The following is a 20,866-nucleotide window of genomic DNA, read 5'->3' as shown; positions in this document are numbered from 1 at the left end:
CAAAATGTCTCTTGCATCCATACTATTTTGTATAAATCTTTTAGTATTCCCAGGTTTCGTACCCCAGGGGCGCTCGATTGAGTTCCTCGCGATAGTGTTGCCACAAAGGCATGAAACGATTCATATACATCATAAACCGCTCGTTATGATGACGTTCAAGCAAATGGACCATTTCATGTACAATAATGTACTCTAAACAGTGAACCGGCTTCTTAATCAGCTCTAAATTCAACCAGATACGGCCCGCCTCAATATTGCACGTACCCCATTTTGTTTTCATCTTCTTTACGCCCCATTCAGCCACCTGCACGCCGATGATAGCTTCCCATTTAGCAATGAGGGGAGTTATCTCCTCTTTGAGCCGACGACGATACCAGTTGGTCAGGACGCGTTCACGATCATGCGTATTACTACCGGGCCGCACAAAAATATCCAGAATTTTGTTGTTGCGAATAGTTACGGAGGGCGTGCCTTCACGATACACAACATTGAGCAGATAACGATGGCCTTGATAGTAATGGCTCTCACCGGAAATATACTCTCGCTCCGACTGCCGCTCCTGATCCTGAAATTTCTCCTGTTGACGCTTGATCCAGGCCAGTCTGGAAATCGTAAAGAGGCGCACGGCCTCATCGTTGACCCTTAGCGGTGCCGCCACGCGTATTCGCCCGGCTGGTGGATAGACGGCAAGGTGCAGGTTTTTAATGTTTTTACGCACGACATCAACGACAAGGCCATTTACCGTGATCTGGTGTTTTTCCTCAGTACTCATCCTGATTCTTTGCTAGATCAAAGATCCGCTTCCCCAGGTCATCATCTTGCAGAAGATCCTGGATCGCATAGAGGACTTCCTTTTCCTTCACAATGCTGCCTTTCCAGCCATCCCTTTTGTTTTGACGTATTATAGCATCCACAGCCAGCGCTAGCTTTTCATCGTTCCCTAGATTAGTATACAGCGCTCGCTTAGCACGTGTATTCAGCGATGGTGGATAGCTGCCCGCACCAGCAGGATTGTACACCAGTCGGGTCAGTTCGATGATCTCTTTCAGGTATTGTTGATAATCCTTTGCCTTCTGCCTCCGCTCCTGGGTTAGAGTGTCAAGTACCTCCGACATTTTTTCGTAGTACATAGGGTTCGTTGGCGTCTCATCGATGATGACCCGACGCAGGTTATTCTCAATTGTTTCAGCCATTGCCCCCTGATTACTTTTTATTCCAGGTGGCAAGTCTTCCAGACCTTCTACGCCCCGTTCTACAATAAGCTGGACCAGAGAGATATCATCAAAGTCTGAGATTTTCTGGCTCTCGTCGGCTCGAATGTAGGTGTCGATCAAGTGGCGCATCGCTGGCTCATAGAGCTTGAGATCAGGAAAGTCACCACTGGCTCTCTTGACTTCAGTTCGAACATTCGTATAATAAACCACCTCATCCTTGATCTTCTGGCTTTCCTGCTCACTATAGCCAGCTTCAGGCATATCATTGGCGAGGTTACTGTAGGCACGAATCAGAGCAACTGTGAGTTTGTAAAGGGCTGCACGTTTCGGCTCGTTGTCTTTGAGTTCGTCACCGTTGGTCGTGTCGCTGGTACAGAAGTAGCGCAAATAGTCCTCTGTAGCGCGGGGCAGATCAACCGGCTCACAGAGCGCTTTGATCTGTTCACGTGCATTTTCCAGTTGTTCGCGGCCTTTGGCAATGCGGTCTTTCAGCAGCCCATCGACATCTTTTTTATCGTAGCCACTCAGCGCTTCCGAAGTGTAATCGCGGATTGAGCCTTCAAGGCTTTTGAAGAGGTTCTGATAATCGACGATATAGCCGTAGTCTTTGTCTTCACCATCCAGACGGTTCACGCGACAGATGGCCTGAAACAGCCCATGATTATGCATCTGCTTGTCAATATAGAGATAGGTGGCCGATGGTGCGTCGAAGCCGGTTAGCAACTTGTCCACGACGATCAGGAGCCGCATCTGCCCCGGCTGCTCGACAAACTTCTGCTTGACCTCTTTCTCAAAGTCTTCGGGCGTTTTACCATTCAGCATTTTTATGTAGATGTCGTACTGCCGCTGTTTCTCGGTGCGCCCCTCGCCAGTACGTTCGCCCTTAATCTCTTTTTTTGAGGGCTTATACGAGGTGACAATGGCGCATTCGTTGAAGCCTTCGTTAATGAATAGTTCGTAGATTTTACACGCCTGATAGATGCTATCTACGACCAGCAAGGCATTGCCGCGCCCACTCATCAGACGTGGCTTTTCGTCCATATCGTGCAAGATGTCGTCCACGATCATCTTGAGCCGCGCCTCTGAACTAAGCACCTTTTGCATGGTGCCCCATTTCTGCTTGAGGCGGGCGCGTGCTGCATCGGTTAATCCTCTAGTTTTGATATCAAACCAGCGGTCAATCCTCTCCTGCGAGCCGATATACTGGTTGATGTCGCGAGCCTCGTAGCACAGATCCAGCACGACTTTATCCCTTACGGCATCATCGAATCGGTACTCATGTATGTATGTTCCGAAGATATCAGTACTGGTCTGCTTGTCAGTCTTCAGTAGAGGAGTGCCAGTAAAGCCGATATACATGGCGTGAGGCAGGACGATATCTTTCATGGCTTCGCGCAGTTTGCCCGATTGCGTGCGATGACATTCATCCACAAAGACGTAGATATCGCCCTGCGCTTTGAAGTCGGGCGGGAGATTGCTTTTCACATCTGCGATAAAGGCGTCCACATCTCCTTCTTCTGCGGTACCGTTTTTGCCTGCCTTTCTGCCAAATTTGTGAATGAGCGAGCAGATGAGCCAGGGAGAGGTTGCGCCGAGTTTGTTGACAAGGTCTTTCCCGCTCTTTGTGCGCACGATTTTCTCTTCGACGCCCAGGAAGATCTTTTCGATCTGTTCGTCCAACTCGGTGCGGTCGGTGATGATCAGGACGCGAGCATTGGTGACGTTTTCGCGAATCCATTTTGCCAGCCAGACCATCGTCAGGCTTTTGCCGCTGCCCTGCGAGTGCCAGATGATGCCGCCCTCTCGACTTTTGATGCGCTGCTGGGCTGCTCTCACACCGAAGTATTGATGTGGACGACACACCTTTTTGATGCCATGATCGAAGATAACAAAATCGTGGATGATCTCTAACAAACGCTCTTTCGAGCAGAGTTGGGTCAGGTGCCGATCCAGCACGTTCGCAATGGTACTCTCCTCTTTCCAGAAGTCATATTGCTTCTCCGGGGTGCCAGTGGTGCCATAATAGAGGCCCTCGGTATCGTTGCCAGCCATGACTAACTGAACTGTGGTAAAGAAACGCTGGATATAATCCGCGTCCTGATTGTCTAGATTCTGGCGAATGCCCTCGGCCACACCTACGATTGCTCGCTTCAATTCCAGCACGCCAAGCGCAATGCCGTTGACGTAGAGTACGATATCGGGCCGCTTGTCATTTGGACCCCGTACCGTGACCTCTTCGGCGATGTAGAAGTCGTTGTTTGTGCGTTTTTTCCAGTCGATCAACCAGACGGTCTCAGTTTTATCACCTGCCCCCAGTTTGATTTTGACACCATAGCGCAGGAGTTCATAGACATCTTTATTGATGTCGTAGAGGCTTCGGTTCTGATCGCTTGCGATACGCATAAATTCGTAGGTGGCGCGGTTGATCAGGTCGTTGCTGTAGCCCTGCTTTTTGAGGAAGGCCAGCAGCAAGGCTTCTTCGATGTTGCGGTTGTTGAGAAGTTTTTCTTTGTTGCCGAGGTAGGTATAGTGCAGTTGATCGCGGAATAGCTTGACGACTCGATTTTGCGTAATGCGTTCGATCTGTCCAACTATGCTCATAATAACCTCATCTTCCCTGTGAGTAGTTCCTGCATCATTCCATGCTTCAAGGCGCGAGTCTTATCGCGCTTTTGTTCTAATGCGGTGATTTCGGCGTCCATGTCGGATAGGACTGTGGCAATGGCGGTTTGCTCGTCTTTTAAATGAAGCACAGGCAACGGATAATTAATGATTGCCTGTGCTGGCACTCTTTTTTGACCTGCAGTGCCAATCATTTCCGTTTCTAGACGTTTCCTAAATTCAGCAGTTTGTGTTTGGTAAAACACATATCTAGGATTAGCGTTCTTTTTTGCCCTCAAAACATGGAATTCCGTACTACCAAATCCCACTTTTGTTTTCAGGGTATCTAAGCATGCACCTTTGCCGTTTTCAAAACAGGGCGTGATTTTGGCAACAAGGATATCATCGCGCTCAAAGAATGTAAGGCCCTTTTTAACTGATGACAAAGGTAGAATGCTCTGATTAATAATGCTGCCGCTCTCGGAAACATCCTCCATACCAATAAAGGTGACTAAATCAGAATCTTTAAGACGTGTTCTGCTGGGGTTTAACTCAAAAAAGTCCCCTAATTTTGCGCTTCCATGACCACTAAACCCCGGCAACCGAATCTTCCCCGTGAGCAACTGCTGCATAGTGGCCTGCTTGATATCGCGCTTCTTGGCAATGAGTTTGTCGAGCGATGTGATCAGGGCATCTATGTCGCTGAGGGCAGTGGCGATGGCGTGTTGTTCGGGAAGGGGAGGAAGACGGATTATAAGTTTTTCTGCATCAGGAACCCTCATGTGTTCAACAGTTGCTCCACTGCCTAACAATCTGATCTGTTCTTGAAGAACACGATCTTGAAATGCATAAAGTAGAAATCTGTTGTCCAGGTAACACGGATTGGCCCTATATTGCATGAGACGCTGGCCTAAAAAAATATAATCATCAGTCTTGATCATACCAACTTCACCTAAAGGAGCTTCTCTCGTAAGAATAACGTCTCCTTTTTTAGGTGTCATTCGTCTTGTCCAGATCTCGAATACATCTCTAGTTACATATTTAACGTCAGAAAGATCAATATCCCCATCCCTTACATTGTTGGTACGGATCATTATATATGAAGTTTGATAGTCTACGGTTGGGGCTGTCTTGTTTACGCAGTCAGTAATTGATTCGCAAACATCCTTAATAGAAACATCTTTCCAGGATCGTTGCGCATCATTGCATTCTTTCTCTTCTGCCATTATGACCATGCAAATCCCATCCTTTGCAAATGCTGGTGTACCTTCTCGCTCAAAACTTCAACTTCTTCCGACAGCTTTGGCAGCGGCGTCTCATATCGCTCCGCCAACTCTTTAATGCGACCGGTTAGCGCCTGTGATACACGGTTCAGTTCGGTTTGCACATCGGCTGAGAGGGACGCCAACCATTTATCATCAACTACCAGCGTCTTTATCTCGTCCTCACTCAATACTTTATATTTTGCATCAACTTTCGCATCTAAAGCTTTTTGCGCCGTTCGGACCTTCTTGCTCGCTTCGGCCTCCTGATTGATCAGATCGAGACATGTATTCAGCATCATGCGCTCGTCCATTGCTTCAGGATCGGTCATAATATCTCTCAACCGGGCATTGATGCTATTTTTTGTGATAGTGCCCTTCTCGGTTTTCGCCTCTTCAAGCAGACCATCCTCGCCGCTATGCTCCTCTTTCAGTTCTTCCAACCTGCGCGTGATTTCGTCTTTCGCTGCTTCCAGTTGCTCAATGTGTTGCTGCTCGGCGGCGAAATAGCGCTTGACAATCAATTGCCTGGGGATGAGATCCTCGTTGGCCTGCCAGCCATCCTGAGCGATCATATACACATCGTCCTGCATTACATCGGACCAGTAGCTCATCAAATGCTGGTAGACATCGTACTTATCGATCAGTTGCGCCACGGCAAATACCCGCAAAATATCCTCGGAAAGCTGCTCAATCAACGCTTTGGGACGGCTCCCCACACCCAGTTGCTTGAGTGCAGGCGTATTACAGGCCTTCCATTGCTCAAACAATGAGGTCACGGTCTGCGTGTACGCCACAAATTCGGGATGCGAGAAAATCGTCGGCTTAATCTGAGAGCTATCCACGCACAGTTCGCTATAGCTAGCACGCGGCCCGCTCGCAAAGAGCCGCTGTTTGAGCGTCGGAAAGACCTGCCAGTAGTCAGACAGTGCCTCGATATCATGTTCTGGAATGCCGCCCAACAGATGGGCTGTGATATCGTGCAAATCTTCAGGCTCCGTGCTATCGATGTAGCGTGGGATATTGAGGTTATAATCGTTGGCCTCGATCTCGGATATGCTCACCATGCGCGAGTATCGGGGTAGCTCAAGCTGGCGCGTGAAGGCATCGACGATCTTGTGAATGTCCTGGTGGCGCAGGCGATTCTTGTTCCCATCCTTCATAAAGCCCTTGCTGGCATCGATCATAAAAATACCGGTGCGACTGGTAGCGTTCTCCTTGTCGAGAACGATAATGCAAGCAGGAATGCCAGTACCATAGAACAGGTTGGGAGGCAGGCCGATAATGCCCTTGATATAGCCCCGGCGAATGATCTTCTGGCGAATCTCGGCCTCGCTGTTGCCCCGGAAGAGGACGCCATGAGGTAGAATCACCGCACCCTTGCCGGTACTCTTGAGCGAACAGATGATATGCAGCAGAAAAGCATAATCCCCATTTTTTAAAGGGGGAACGCCAAGCGCAAAGCGTTGATAAAGATCATGCTCTGGGTCAAAGCCATTGCTCCAGGCTTTATTGGAGAAGGGAGGATTGGCAACTGCGAAATCGAACGTCTTGAGATTGTGATCACTCGGATCGTTCTTAATATCTTGTTTAAAATAGGGACGAGAAAGCGAATTATCATGCCAGATATCATAGGCTTCATGGCCGTGCAGAATCATGTTCATACAGGCTAACGCATAGGTTGCATTATCCATTTCCTGCCCGTAGATCGTAATGCCATTTGTTGCCTCATCAGCGGCCTTCAACAGGAGAGAGCCGGAACCACAGGTAGGATCATAAATAGTCTCACTTCGGCCCTGTGCCTTGTTGATGCCAATAACTTTAGCCATGACGCGTGAGACCTCGGAGGGCGTATAAAACTGACCCTTGCTCTTGCCCGATTCAGTTGCGAAGTGGCGCATCAGGTACTCGTAGGCGTCTCCCAGCAGATCATCCCCCTCGGCACGGTTCCTGCGGAAATCCAGGGCGGGAGTATCAAAGATCGAGACCAGATTGGAGAGCCGATCCTGCATCTCCTTGCCCTTGCCCAGTTTATCGGCATCATTGAAATCCGCCACATCGATTATACCTTTGAGGTTGTTCGCCTCGGCGATTTTCGCGATAATCTGCTTGTTGATCTTGTCGCCGATCTCTTTATCGCCTTTGAGCAAGACCATATCGGCAAAGCTGCTGCCTTTGGGCACCTCGATCAAAGAGCGAGGCTGACCGGCGTACTTATCGGAGACGTATTTGATGAAGAGGAGGACGAGGACATAATCTTTATACTGTGAAGCATCCATTCCCCCACGCAGTTCGTCGCAACTCTTCCATAACGAACTATAAAGCTCACTTTTCTTAATTGCCATTCCAGGCTTTCTCCATCAACTTTCTATGGCATCTTTATATAAAATTTAAAAGAACGTGCAAAAGATATGGGGTGTACTGCCGCTTATAAGACTGGCAGGTTAGGTATGTAACAAAACCTGACCTTCGCTGTATCTGGCAGTGTTAAGATCTACTATGTCGCTCAGCGAACGCAGAAATTCGGCTAGAGCTTTTTCTCGCGTCGGCTTATCTGGCCTAGAAACACTACGCCAGATAAGCAGTATTTCTATCTCACCTGCATGTGTTTTATCCTGAATGATGTAACGTGCGACTGTGCCAGGGAAAATCTGTTCTCCCGATTGCCTTATTTCTTCGAGCCTTTGCTCTAGCTGCTTCTGGGATTCACCATGTAGGCGTACAAGGATAGAGTTTGTGAGTAGTCGATTATCCACTGGAGATGCACGCCAAGCGGGAGTATTTTTGCGCGGGCGCCCAGAGATTTTGGGCTTAAATTTCTTAACATCTTCCACTGAAATCATAATGACATGAGCGGCGCGTACTGCTGGGAGACGTCCCTCCTCAATATAGGCATAGACTCGTTTGTCTGAGACCCCAAGCATTTTTGCGGCTTCTTTAATGGTGACATATTCAGCTATATTAGGAAGATCAAGGCTTTCACGCATGCGGTTATCTTACTGTTCGTATACCCTTTTGATGTAGAGATATTAAGTAACCCTTTTTAATCTATTGAGATAGTGGTATACTGGAGACTATCGGCAGTGCGTAAATCAAGCCTAACTAGCAGTATTGATCAGGCCGCATAGGTTATCCTATGACATGTTTGATGGCTGATCGTGAACGGATGGAAAGTCGGGAAAGGGAAAAAATGTCATGTGGACAGATGAGCAATTAGAGAAATGGCATTGTAGAAAACAACAGTATTTTTCTGAGAAAATCTCAGTAGAGCTTCATAAAGAGATCCATCAACAACGATTGCTTGTTCAACAAGAAATGCTCCAAGTGTTAAACTTATTTTTGGATGGAGCAATGACACTCAAAGAATTTAACCAAGTCTTTCAGCAAAGAACTCATGAGGAATGGAATGTTTTCCATTTGAGAGGAATGTCCGGAGGGCTATTCCTCAATAAGCTTGTTAAATACATTCCTGAAGAAGATACATTTGCTCATCTCTTGCGGATGATGCTGCGTATTCCAGTGGATCAGCAAGATGGACAGCGACATATGAGAGCACTCACTCGCTTCTTAGAAGGAATTATTGCCTCGCAGCAGGCCACAAGACTCCAACTGCAACCAGCACGTGTTCCATTCTTTTTGAGCGTGTGGTGGCACATCCAGGAGGTAGAATGCTGGCCGATCTTTTACCTCGATCTGCGTCACGTTCTTCTGTCAGAAGAACGTGCTGTAGGCGCCTTGCAAGATCCAGTAGAAACATACTTTGTATTCAAAGCGAGATTCTCAGATCTCAAACAGGTTCTAGCTCTTAGCGCCTGGGAACTGGAACAGCTTATTATATGGCACCATACCAATAATACACCTATCCTTGAGATAGAAGCTTCTACCTCACTATCTTGTAGAAATTCACCCTCTTCTCATAATCAGAAAGAAGTGAAAGGAAATAAAAGTTTAATCACAGAGACTGTACGTTTTAGAAGCAATAGTAGTGGAAGGGGAACCATGACTTATAAGAAGGGACAAGTGGATACTAATCACACTTACATACAATGGTTGCTAGCTAAAATTGGGATCAAGATAGGTTGTAGCGTCTGGGTCGCTATTGATGACCATGAGAAAGTATACAATGAGGAAAGGTTAGGTGACTTTTGTCCATCATCTTTACCTATCCTGGCTGATTCAGCCTTTCATCACATTATTAAGCACATGGATATCCTATGGCTCCGTAAGGATGAGGTCATTGCTGCTTTTGCGGTTAGTCTGACTGCTACAGATATTTCTAAAAGCTTGCTTCTCCTATCTGATTTGATAGTGCTTTTCCCGAAGCGTAATACTCAACTCTGTGTGGTGACGCCTCAAGGATGTTTCGAGAATGTTAATATTGAGCTAATGCATCCAATCTTTTATCACCATGATATGCATAAGCGTTCTAAAATCATTATTCAAGAACAACTAGTACAGCATGCAGAGCATATCCTGCGATGGGCAAACAGTCCATCTGTAATGGACGATCTTATCTTGCATCTAAGCAGCAAATAGTGAATAACGTCATTGAAAGAGGTAAGGTTGATGAAAGTGGAAGAGTACGAAAAGCACATTTGACAAACATAGAAAGACCTCATCACTCAGAGAAAAACTCATATTGAGGATGCTAGTACACATGGACAATGTATACTTCAGGATAAGGCTGCAGCTCCGATAGTTGACACGGCGAAAATTAACTCTGAAGGAGATGTGAGCGAAGAGCTTATATTCCCGATCATACAAGAAGAAAATATCACCTGCTTCTTTGAGTACTTTGAAAATATATCGTGATAAGACCAGCAAATAACAGATTTTTAAGCACACGTGGGATTATCTGAGACAAAGGACAGAGAAGCGGTATCTGGGATGACAGGAATCACAGCAGATAAATTGATGTAAAAAAGAGGGGAAGGTATCATGAAAAGAGAAGACCTTGAAGATGCTACGAATCTTGAGCGAGATGATATTGATCCGAAGTTATTTGCGGCGGCACTTGCGATACAACATATCGGTAGATTGCTGGCGTATGGAGGAAGTAGCAATGGTCGGTCTAGCGATGAAGATGCACTCCATCCTGAACATTTTGAACGCTTTGTACCCCGCGCTCTTGAAAATGCACAAAAGACGAAACACTTCAAAGATCACTGGCGGAATCTTCAGCAGATGCTCCCGTACATAAAAACTGCGTGGATGAAAGGTCGCAACCTTTTTCATGAAGATTTAACGTGTGCAATGGATAATCAAGAGCAAATGGATTATTTCTCCCATATCGACTTTGCTGTTGACTGTTATGCCTACATTTCAGCAAAAAACACGTACCCAAATAACTCTATGATGCAAGCATGGGCCATCAATGGATATATGGTAGAGTGGCGTGAACATTTTCTCAGCGATCTGCAAGGAGAAAATTTAGCGGATGGTAGTGCATAATCAAATATATATAGTATGCGTCTAAGCATTTCAATATCCATTTGCGGTGTCTGTAGTAGCATATCTTCTCTAGAATGTTGTACTGAGTTTTTTACTATGACATATTATTTTGATGCGTTGCCACTTCATCCGCAGCCTGAGCATTTTGAATCGCTTACCAGTTACTTGATGCGTCTTGCTGAAGTCAATGGAATCTCATCCATAGATGGCTTATCAGCCCTATGTTTTCCTCGTCAGGATCGCAGGATTACAAGAGATATAGCCGATTACCCACCTACATCGTTTGATCAACTGACGATAGTAGGAGCTTGTAACGAGGAAATACTGCGAACAACAACCTTCTTTCATCTCACATCTAAGTTTGGGCGTTCAACTCTTCCCCAACCTACGAGTCGCTTTTTATCTGGTTGCATGAGTCAATATCTACGCTATTGTCCGGTATGCTTTACTGAACAGCAAGTAAGATACTATCTGCTATCCTGGAGATTTCTCATGGTAACCTACTGTTACAAACATAAATGTCGATTGCTAGAAGTATGCGGGCATTGCGGCGAATTGATTCCTCTCTTCACTTCTCCATTCAAATTAGGTAGTTGCCCCAAGTGTCAACTGGATCTACAACTGTGTGCAGCAGATTTGGTAGTAGATGATGCAGAGTTGGAGAGAGTGGCACATATTCATAATGATATCGTATTTCTACTAACACCCCATCTGTGGGAAGTGGATAGTGGTAGCATCATCAGACATATAGGGCGAGGGTTTGCTTACGTTAGGCAAAAGAAACGACTTACGGCTGTAGAAGTGGCAAACCAGATCGGAGTAACTTTGACGGTTGTGGAGGGCATAGAACGAGGCGATTCTCAAGGCAGAGGAGCGACGCTTCAGAGTTATCTCAAATATGCTCATTACTTATGCCTCGGCTTAAGGGAAATATTTAGCGGTGCTATCAACTCACCTGCTCCCGTTTCCACAACTTCTTTGCCTCTTTGTCCTTTTTGTCAGCAAAGTCATTACGTTACTCGCTGTGGGTATAACCGAAGTGGTTCACAAAGGTATAAGTGCCAAGGTTGTCATCGTAGCTTCACTGCTTTGGGCAAAGCCCACGAGGTAAAGAGACGCACGTCTTGAACTAGTTGACATTGGATAAGTAGCCTTGGAATGCGGCAGGCAAAGGCACTAAACAGGTGAAGGCCTATAAATACAACTGCACTCTAGCAGCAAATATTGACCGACATATGGATTGTGGAAAATCAAAGGCTGCTTCTTCGTTAGAAGAAGTAGAAGTGGTGTAGGGTTAATTTCTTTTTCGATTCTTGAAGAGGTGTTTTATGGCACTCAAGCGCAAACCACCTGAAAACAATGTGCGACGTGTGATGTCAATGGGTTCGAACCTTCCTGGGGTAACCACAAACAAAAATGGTCACACAGTCCAATTTGAGTCCTTTGCAGAACGTATCTTGCTCTTGCTTCTTGAGCGCGATAAAACTGTCTTGGACTACAGAAGCCAACCAGAGATCTTTGAATTCAAAGGCCAGGATGGAAAATTACGAAGGTATACCCCCGATTTCAAGGTTTGGAAAGTTGATGGAACGATAGAAATTCACGAGGTTACACGAACAGAGAGACAAGCACAACTACGCATTAGTGAGCGCGAGGTCGGCGCTCGAGAGATCTGCCAAGATCGGCAATGGAAGTATATTGTGCATACAGAGCAAACTTTACCACAAAAAACGGAGGGCACAAACTTACTTGCTCTGCTTCGCTACCGATTAAAGGCATATGCACACATCTCCGTCATCGCTGCTGTGCTTGAACATCTTAGACAAAATTCTGAAGTGCATTTGCCGATCTGTGTAGAGTATGTCGCTCACCAATTAGATATGGCTGAATCAGTAGTCTTTACTACGCTCTGCTATTTACTCTGGCACGGAGAACTTTGTACTGATCTCCAAAAACTTCTTATCTTTGATAGTACATTTGTGCCTGGTACAACTGTTTGGTTACCCAAGGAGGGAAGTAACAATGGCGAGTAAAGAGGGAATACCATCGCTTAGACAGTGCCTACGACCTGGATGGTGGATTTACTGGCAGAAGCAAATATACTGTATCAAGTCTCTTGACAGCACAAACCTTGTTCTCCATGTCGAAGATCATCTCTCCGAAGAGACGAAGACGCTTCAGGTTAAGCACCTTTTGCGAGCAGATGGTAAGGATCAAGCTATCCCACTTTATGCACCAACCCTCGAGCAACTTCTTCGAGATATTAAAGATCCCCAACCTGAACCTGAGGGGGCGCCTGAAAACGGGTTGCCTCACGAACTAATTGAAAGAGCGGACAAGATGATTGACCTTGTTCACTTTGTTGAGGAGAAGGCTAGAGAATTGCAGTGCCGGGAGAGAAATGAGCAGGGTAAGTGTAGCAGCGCGTGTGAAGTAGAGGAGTGTAAATGCAGGGAATCGGATGCATTGCGCACAGCATGTGCTCTTTTGCATGAGCCTGTGGGACTGACTACCTTTTATGATTATCGAGGGCGGTGTAGGAAGAATCAATGGGATCGTATACAACTAGCGGCGTCATATAGGCGCAGCACCTATTCCAAGACCAGACTTACCAAAGCGCAGCTTCATTTCCTGGATACCGTCATCACTGATTATTACCGAGCGGACCGTCCTTCATCGCCAATGACAGTGTTAAAGATTGCCCGATCTGCATTGGAAAAGCACTTACAAAACCGCTGGGTTGACCCAGAGAAATGTGAAAAGGGTGTTCCTCAGGATCTTCTTGCAGAGTTACGCCTGGTTCTTGATGAACGATTACCAATGCAAGCAATTCGAGAAAACACAAATAAGGAGAAGCTCCTGAGGGAAATCACTATGCCATCGCGGGGGTTCTTTTACCAATATCTGCGCTGGTTCGAGTCGCAACCTGATCAAGGAAAGAAGGTGCTGAACGATCGCTATGGGAAAGGCACATGGGAGCGTATTTATATGGTCTTTGACTCATTTGCTCATCGAGCGACTTTTCCATTGCAATATGTCTTTGCTGATCATTACCTACTCGATGTCTTCATCGTGGATGAAGCGACATGTAGCAAGATCAGTCGCCTCTGGCTTACTGTTCTCATTGATGCCTATTCTCGGTGTATAGTGGGCATAGCTCTCCTTGAGGAAGACCCGTGTATTGAGTCTATCCAGAACGCGCTTCTTCATGCGATCTGGCCAAAATCATCGCATACAGCTATGGGAATAGAGGGCGAATGGGCCTGTTATGGTATTCCTCAGCAGCTCTTCCTTGACAATGCATGGGCGCATCACTCGCATAGCCTTGAAAACTTGGCCCGGCTCATTGGGCAGAATGGAAAGTTCGATACAATAGATTTAGTATTCCGTCCGCCATACAAAGCACGCTATGGTGGGTTGATAGAGACGTACTTCGAATGGTTATCAGATCGTATCAAGCAGTTTTTGCCAGGAGCAATTCAATCTAGTGATCCGAAACATATTCGAGATGCGGCGAAAAAAGCGTGTCTGCTCTACGAAGATATTAACCGTTTCCTCCAGGAAAGCATCGTTGAATATAATCATACCCCACATAGAACTTTAGGAATGACACCACATCAGAAGTGGGTGGAGGGAATGAAAACTGGCATCCCAATGGTTCCTCGTTTAACTGAAGAGACCAAGCGGCAGTTCCTCCACCTGATTCCAGAAAAAAGACAAATTACGGAAAAAGGGATCTGCGTATTCGGTATGCAATACACTTCGCCTGTTGTGGCAAGTGCTGAGAGAATAGGCATGGACAAAAAACCAATCCAGTATAGTCTACGCTATGATCCCGCTGATATTAGTAAGATTGCGCTGTTTCGCGAGGATCACTGGATTGACGATATCGGGGCCAAAGAACTCCTGCTTCCAGATGGATGCTATAAACCAACGAGCTTGTGGGAGATTCAGACGGCGAAAGCACTCGCAAAAGACGTAAATGGTGATACCCGCGATTGGCTTGCTTATGTCAATAAAGCTGAGGAGTTGAAAAAAAGACGCATGTCCGAGAAGAGGAGAAGGCAGAGAGAACTGCAAAAGGGAGCAGATGATCATACTCAGCCTACTTCAGCAGAAGTAAATATAACAAAAACAAGATCAAGTCAACACAATGATCCGACTGAATTGCTTGCACGCTTTCTAAGTTGATAGAAAAGGAGTGATGATTGAGACGATATGAATACAGACGATATGTTTACATTAGCAGTGGACGACCAGATTAATGTTCGCCAAAGGTTACAACAACTGTGTGAATGGCAGGGAGAATGGAAAAAAGAAGATAACTACCTAGCTCAACGCGTTGAAGAACTGAGCGACTCCCAGTTGGCTTCACAAGAGGGGGCACAAATAGGATCTCTGCGTCGCCGACTGCTCTTACGGCAAGTGCGAAGACCACTGGAAATTTCTCCTGAACAGGTCATAAAGATAACATATCCAGTACTCCGCCAGCACCTTGTCGAGCAGTTTGCAAGATTGTTACCAGAGGAACGCCTTCTTTGGCTTAACAATTTTCTCTTCATTATGACACCAGATGTTCGTCAACTAAATGACAAAATTGCTAAGATACGAAGCTATCGGTCGTTTGGTCAGCAACGAAATTTTCTCTTAGGCGGTGAATCAGGAATGGGCAAGACAACCTATCTGGATTGGTTTACCTCAAACTATCTTCCAGTCGTGGAGAGTGACCGCACGCGGGTTCCCGTCATAAAAATTGATGCGCCAGAGGGAAATAGTCCAAAGCCTCTTTTCCAGCGCATTATCTTGGCATGTGGAAAGAATTATCTGAAAAAGGATAATGAGGAGGATCTGCTTATGAAGGTGTCGCTCTATTTTCAGAAGTGCGGCGTTGAGGTTTTGATTGTTGATGAGGTAGAGCATATTAAGAGCTATGGTGTACGTCGTCGCCTTTTAGAGGTATCGAATATGACCTATGGCATTCCCATCATTTGTGCTTCTTGTGATCCACATCGATGGACGCTTGGAGACTCGGAAGTAGCAGGTCGCTGGAACGACTATTTCCGGCTCGATCTCTATAAAAATGAGCGACTCCAGCAATTGCTTCTTTACATTAATCTTCTACTGCCCTTCACAAGCGATTCGTTCATGCTCCCTGACTCTGGCGATCCGAAAAAATCGTCGTATGTCATCGATAATGGGCTAGTGAAGTCTATCGAGAAATGGACAAGAGGAAAATTGCGTGATGTGATGATTCTTGTTGTTGAAGCAAGCAAACAGGCTATTCAAGAGAGTCGACCTTGTTTAGATGACAAGTTATTAGAGCGAACGTGGAAGAGTATTCAAAGTAAGCCACTAGAAGAAAATAGGTAAAACGCGGATATTAGAAAGGATAAAGAGATTAATCATGAAAAGTGCTCTATATTATTTTGATAGTTTACCTATACATCCTCCACCTGAACGGCTAGAATCGCTCACTAGCTACTTAACGCGCCTATGTGAAGCTAACTGTATATCTTCTATTTGGGAACTAGGTCTAATGGCATTTCCTGATCAAAGCACAGCAAGTATAAGAAACTTTAAAGATTATCCGCCCTTATCATTTGAACACCTTCAGGTGCTTGCTGTATGTTCTCAGCAACAACTTTTACAAACGACCTTCTACCATTTAGGCAGGAAATTTGATCGTTCTGACTCACAGTTCCTGATACCATTTTTAATGGGTAGTGTTGCTGATTACTTACGGTACTGCCCACATTGCTTGGTAGAAGCAGGTTACTATCTTTTAACATGGAGGTTTATTAACATACAAGGCTGCCCTAAGCATCAATGCCAACTGCTCAACGTTTGTGGTCATTGTCAATCTGTTGTCCCCTTATTTACTTTGCCATTGCAGCTGAATATCTGCTCGAATTGCGGAAAAGATTTGCGGCTGTGTCAATCGTTGCAACTTACTGATGAAGAAACTCAGAAGGCGCTGTTGCTTGTTCGAGAGATAGAATTTTTACTTGCGCCGCAGGTTTTTGAAGAAATTATCAGTCCTATTAAAGAACTGCTTGGTAAAGAATTTGTTGCCTTGCGCCGAAAAAGAAATGTTAAAAGAACATCAGTAAGTCAGTCTACGAATATAAGTCATGGCAGCTTAACGTCAATAGAGTTTGGTAATGATAGAGGTAGAACATTGCGAGCATATTTAAAATATGCTCAATATCTTGATACTACGTTATCTGAAATATTTACTTGTATAGCATATAAAATGCCTTCTAACGAATATGCTTCTATGTATATAGAAAAAAAGATGTCCGAAGAAAATGATATAATTTTAGCAGTAAAAGAAGCTATAGGTATACTGGTATCCAAAGGAGAATCGATCACGCGCAAGAAAATAAGTCATTTAACTTATATATCTAATGATATCTTTAAAAAACATGATAGCATATTAGAAATAATAGAAGAAAATCGTTCAAAATATAAGAAGATGCAAAAAGATATATACGAGCATGATTTATTATATAAGGCGAGAGATGCTATTAATTATCTAAATGAAAGGAAAGAGCCTATTACATATAAGACTGTTGGTAAAATAATTGGTATACATCGAAATGCTTTCTCTCGATATCCCTCTCTGGAGTCATTCGTGAAAGAAAATTATGTATATTCTTACCAAAGAAAAGGAGAATTGCAGGAGCAAAGCCTGATTATTGAGGTGAATAAAGCTATAAAATACTTGCAAGATAGAGAAGAAGAGGTTACATTTTTAGCTTTAAGCAAAATTATTGGCACTACTGTATGGTCCTTACGCACTAATGCTTCGGTTCGGCGTATTGTATTATCTCTATCGAAGAGTCAAAAAGAGGAGGATATCCTACCTAAAGTATTAGAGGTTATTAAGTATCTAGAAGATATAGGTGTTGGGGTGACGACAAAAACTATCTGTCAAACTATACCTATACATAGGGACAGATTAAGATCAAATTACCAAGTCTGGGATTTAGTAACGCAAAAAACTTGTGAATATAGATTATCAATGGGGAACCATCAAAAGCAAGAGGAAATTCTGCTTTCTATGGTTAAAAATGCTATTCAGGAAATTACAACAAGAGGTGAGAAGGTTACTCAAGCTAGAGTTTGTGAAGTATTAAATATAACACGGCAATGTATGAGGAAATACTCCAATGCAAATGCAGCTATCAAACAATTCGTAGAAGTACAAAGACAACAACGAGAAGATGATTTACTTATTCGAGTACAAATAGCAATAAAAAGCTTGATAGACAATGACCAGATAGTAACGCCCGAGGCTATAGGTGAACTGATAAGTGTCGCTCCTGGTAGTTTGTCTTATCATCATAGTGTTGCTACTTTCATACGAAAGGCTATAAATAAGCAGAAACAGATGATGCGTTTGCAACAGCGTATCTGGAAAGAAGAAGAAATTATTCAGAAAGTTCATGAAGAAGTGATGAGACTACAGCAATTGGGCAAACGCGTATCTGTAACTGCTATTATGAAGAACTTAAGGATGGGTTACGCAACGTTAAGGTATTATCCGAAAGCAAAAAAACTGGTAGATACGTTCAAAATTAAGAACAAACTCAAATAAACTTTTAGCTTCCACCTCTTACTTTTTTCGGAGTTACAATGGAATCTCATTTCATTTCGGAGTTACGCTGGAATTCTCACTGCTCCTGTGTTAGATGCGGGCAGAGGCGTATGGGAGTCGAACCCACCGGGGAACGCGCGGAGCGCCCCCCCAGCCGTTTTGAAGACGGTGAGACCCACCGGAGTCCCTACACCTCCATATGATGCTGTATTGTGCCATTCACGCCCGCGCTTGTCAAGCCAGTTGCCGAATGCGCCCTACATTCACTTCGGTCAGATCTTTCACTACTAGATCGGCCACACGCAAACCGGGCAAGTCTCGCTCTTCCGCCACCGCTATACAGTACATGCCGGCCGCTCGTGCCGCCTGTATCCCGGCAACCGCGTCCTCAATGACTAGACTATTCGCAGGTGCAACGCCAAGTTCTTCTGCGGCCTTTAAAAAGGTATCTGGCGCTGGCTTGCTACGTGGCACCGACTCTCCCGAAACAAACGCCGAGAGATAGCGCTCCAATCCCAACACTGCGCTGATCAACTCGATATTGGCAATCGGCGTGGACGAGGCCAGCGCTTGCCGATATCCCGCCTCCCGGAGCGCACTCAACAGTTCGATGGCACCAGGTAAAGGTGTCGCCGTCTCACGAATAAACTCGCGAAAGTAGATCTCTTTCTGGTCCGCCAGTTCTTTGATGCGCTCAGGCGTGGTAGGGCCAACCAGCGTAGGGATAATGGCATCGTTGCGCCAGCCAAACGTCGCCCAGAACTGCTCGTCGCTGTATGGGATGTGTAAATCTTCCGCTAAACGATACCACGATTTGAGATGAGCCTCCGCGCTATCTAAAATGACGCCATCCAGATCCCAGATGACGGCTGTAATCGTATTTGCCATAGCTATGAAATAGAACTCCTGCCAATCTTTTTCCTCCATCATATCACAGCGGCCAGGGCTTTCCAGTTCTCCGCTCAAAGGGGTGCAGGGGTCTCCCTGCCGGGGTCTGGGGGGTCCCCAGTTTCCTTCCCTCCTTCGCGCGCCGCAGGCGGCGCGCAAAAGAGAAGGAAAAAGTTTTTTGCGGGGACACCCCGCACCCCGGCAAAGGGCTGCCGCCCTCTGTACTCCTGCTAGATGGGAGAATTGGAAAGCCCTGTCACAGCGGCCTGCTGAATAGACGTTGGGTTGCTGCCGTGATAGAATGGTGGCAATGTAGGGAATTTTTTTGCCTATACATACATGTTCTGCCCCCACTAGATCTGGCGTATGCCTGCATCGATTGATAGTGGTGTATTGTTGCTCTCTCGATACCTGGATTGTTCCATCACAGAACGTTGATGTCATCAAAGCAGGTTCATAATAAAAATATGTGGGGGGACCGTTTGGAATGTTTTCGGAGGATGTCTGGTAATGAGTCACCGTCGCTTCTTTAATGAAGAAATAGAAACACTCCCTAAAGAAAAGCTCAAAGCATTACAGTTAGAGCGCTTGCAGGCAATAGTAGAGCGCGCCTACCACCAGAACCAGTTTTATCGTACCCTCTATGATGAAGCAGGCATCAAGCCAGCCGATATACACTCCCTGGAAGATATCCACAAGTTGCCATTCCTGGAAAAGAAAACCGTTCGCGAGGCGTATCCCTATGGCATGGCGCTGGCTCAGCCCGGGGAAGCGGTCGAAATGCACGCGACCAGCGGCACAACCGGTAAAAGCGTTCCCGTTTTTGCCACCAGAAAAGATATTGCAAACTGGGCTGATCTGAACGCGCGCGAACTGTGGATGACTGGCGTTCGTCCTGGCGATGTCTTCATGAACTGCTACGGCTACGGTCTGCCAACCGGAGGCTTTGGTTTTCACTACGGCGCAATGGAAATGGGCGTGCTGGCAATTCCGATGGGTTCTGACGCCCGCCAATACGAGCGCTTCATCGAGTTTATTCTCGACTTTGGCGTCGCCGGCGTCTGTATGACCCCCTCTGTTGGCCTCTATGTGGGCAATAAGGCGCGAGAAATGGGCGTGGATTTCAAAGGTTCAAAGCTCAAAGTGGGCCTGTTCGGGGCAGAACCCTGGCCCTGGGAGACGCGCCTGAAGCTTGAAGAATATTTCGGCTTCACGGCCTATGATGAATTTGGGATGACGGAGTTTCTTGGCCCCGGCATGACCTGCGAGTGTGAGGTACGCGACGGCATGCATGCCTGGGCTGACGCATTTCTGGTTGAGTGCATTGATCCCGAAACGGGCGAACCGTTGCCAGACGGCGAAGAAGGCGAACTGGTCTGGACCTGGCTCGCCGCCGATGGCACCGCAATGATCCGCTACCGTAGCCGCGACCTCTCTCGCACCTGGTGGGATGAACGCTGCCCCTGTGGACGTACCCATCCCAAGATCGGCGCGATCAAGGGGCGCACCGACGATGCCGTCTCTATTCGCGGCCTGATCGTCTTCCCCAGCCAGGTGGAGGCAGCTCTGATCCGCTTCCCCGAGACGGGAGCCAATTTCCGCATCATCGTCGATAAGAAAAACGGTCTCGATACCTTTGATCTGAAAGTGGAGATCAAGGATGGCGCGATCCTGGAAAACGCTGAACATGCAAAAGTGCTGGGCAAACAGATGGGCGAAGCGGTGAAATCGATCACGGGCAACACACCTCATGTGCAACTGGTGCCTGCTGATTCGCTTCCACGCGCTTCAGGAGGCGAATCAAAGACAGCCAGCGCTCGCGTAGAGGATCGTCGCAAGCCGCGCTAAAG

Annotated in this window: 14 protein-coding genes and 1 tRNA gene; 8 read left to right on the top strand and 7 right to left on the bottom strand. The window is 46.1% G+C overall.

Translation table 11 applies throughout. The features are described 5' to 3' along the window. Positions 1-40 precede the first annotated feature (40 nt). The 5 genes from K3T83_RS31615 to K3T83_RS31595 form a co-directional block, all read right to left on the bottom strand. Positions 41-772, bottom strand: a complete 732-nt coding sequence (locus K3T83_RS31615) for a M48 family metallopeptidase (protein ID WP_220206906.1) — start codon at positions 770-772, stop codon at positions 41-43. Further along, positions 762-3,815: a type I restriction endonuclease subunit R gene (locus K3T83_RS31610; RefSeq protein ID WP_220206905.1), complete on the bottom strand. Its 3,054-nt coding sequence runs from the start codon at positions 3,813-3,815 to the stop codon at positions 762-764. Before K3T83_RS31610 ends, K3T83_RS31615 begins: the two co-directional genes overlap by 11 nt. After that, positions 3,812-5,050 carry a restriction endonuclease subunit S gene (locus K3T83_RS31605; RefSeq protein ID WP_220206904.1) on the bottom strand — a complete coding sequence of 413 codons (1,239 nt, stop codon included), beginning with the start codon at positions 5,048-5,050 and terminating at the stop codon, positions 3,812-3,814. Before K3T83_RS31605 ends, K3T83_RS31610 begins: the two co-directional genes overlap by 4 nt. Then, on the bottom strand, positions 5,041-7,422 hold the full coding sequence (locus K3T83_RS31600; RefSeq protein WP_220206903.1) for a type I restriction-modification system subunit M: 2,382 nt from the start codon (positions 7,420-7,422) through the stop codon (positions 5,041-5,043). Before K3T83_RS31600 ends, K3T83_RS31605 begins: the two co-directional genes overlap by 10 nt. A 99-nt stretch (positions 7,423-7,521) precedes the next feature. After that, entirely contained in the window at positions 7,522-8,064 is a 543-nt protein-coding gene (locus K3T83_RS31595) for a helix-turn-helix domain-containing protein (RefSeq protein WP_220206902.1), read from the bottom strand. A 208-nt stretch (positions 8,065-8,272) separates the two neighbouring features. Here K3T83_RS31595 and K3T83_RS31590 point away from each other — a divergent pair, with 208 nt between their 5' ends. From K3T83_RS31590 to K3T83_RS31560, 7 genes are all read left to right on the top strand, one after another. Further along, positions 8,273-9,613 carry a type II restriction enzyme NmeDI-related protein gene (locus K3T83_RS31590; RefSeq protein ID WP_220206901.1) on the top strand — a complete coding sequence of 447 codons (1,341 nt, stop codon included), beginning with the start codon at positions 8,273-8,275 and terminating at the stop codon, positions 9,611-9,613. Positions 9,614-10,015: 402 nt separating this feature from the next. Beyond that, a complete protein-coding gene (locus tag K3T83_RS31585; protein ID WP_220206900.1) occupies positions 10,016-10,528 on the top strand; it encodes a hypothetical protein in 513 nt (170 codons plus the stop codon). A gap of 15 nt (positions 10,529-10,543) precedes the next feature. After that, positions 10,544-11,656 carry a TniQ family protein gene (locus K3T83_RS58030; RefSeq protein ID WP_373324544.1) on the top strand — a complete coding sequence of 371 codons (1,113 nt, stop codon included), beginning with the start codon at positions 10,544-10,546 and terminating at the stop codon, positions 11,654-11,656. 200 nt (positions 11,657-11,856) lie between these two features. Next, on the top strand, positions 11,857-12,561 hold the full coding sequence (locus K3T83_RS31575) for a TnsA endonuclease N-terminal domain-containing protein (RefSeq protein WP_220206898.1): 705 nt from the start codon (positions 11,857-11,859) through the stop codon (positions 12,559-12,561). Continuing rightward, positions 12,551-14,719: a TnsB C-terminal domain-containing protein gene (locus K3T83_RS31570; RefSeq protein ID WP_220206897.1), complete on the top strand. Its 2,169-nt coding sequence runs from the start codon at positions 12,551-12,553 to the stop codon at positions 14,717-14,719. The genes K3T83_RS31575 and K3T83_RS31570 overlap by 11 nt, the downstream gene beginning before the upstream one ends. 27 nt (positions 14,720-14,746) lie before the next feature. After that, positions 14,747-15,898, top strand: coding sequence for a TniB family NTP-binding protein (locus K3T83_RS31565; protein ID WP_220206896.1), 1,152 nt, complete (start codon positions 14,747-14,749; stop codon positions 15,896-15,898). Positions 15,899-15,932: 34 nt separating this feature from the next. Next, positions 15,933-18,128 (top strand): TniQ family protein, encoded by a 2,196-nt coding sequence (locus K3T83_RS31560; protein ID WP_220206895.1) that lies wholly within the window; start codon positions 15,933-15,935, stop codon positions 18,126-18,128. Between the two features lie 101 nt (positions 18,129-18,229). Here K3T83_RS31560 and K3T83_RS31555 read toward each other — a convergent pair. Both K3T83_RS31555 and K3T83_RS31550 read right to left on the bottom strand, forming a co-directional pair. Beyond that, positions 18,230-18,325 (bottom strand) — tRNA-Sec (locus tag K3T83_RS31555). 37 nt (positions 18,326-18,362) lie between these two features. Next, the gene (locus K3T83_RS31550; RefSeq protein ID WP_220206894.1) at positions 18,363-19,094 is read right to left on the bottom strand and encodes an HAD family hydrolase; all 732 of its coding nucleotides are present in this window, start codon (positions 19,092-19,094) and stop codon (positions 18,363-18,365) included. A gap of 432 nt (positions 19,095-19,526) precedes the next feature. Here K3T83_RS31550 and K3T83_RS31545 point away from each other — a divergent pair, with 432 nt between their 5' ends. Further along, complete coding sequence (locus K3T83_RS31545) at positions 19,527-20,864, top strand: phenylacetate--CoA ligase family protein (RefSeq protein WP_220206893.1); 1,338 nt, start codon at positions 19,527-19,529, stop codon at positions 20,862-20,864. Positions 20,865-20,866 lie beyond the last annotated feature (2 nt).

The organism is Reticulibacter mediterranei (genome assembly GCF_016587455.1).
This window is presented reverse-complemented; position numbering and strand designations above follow the sequence as displayed.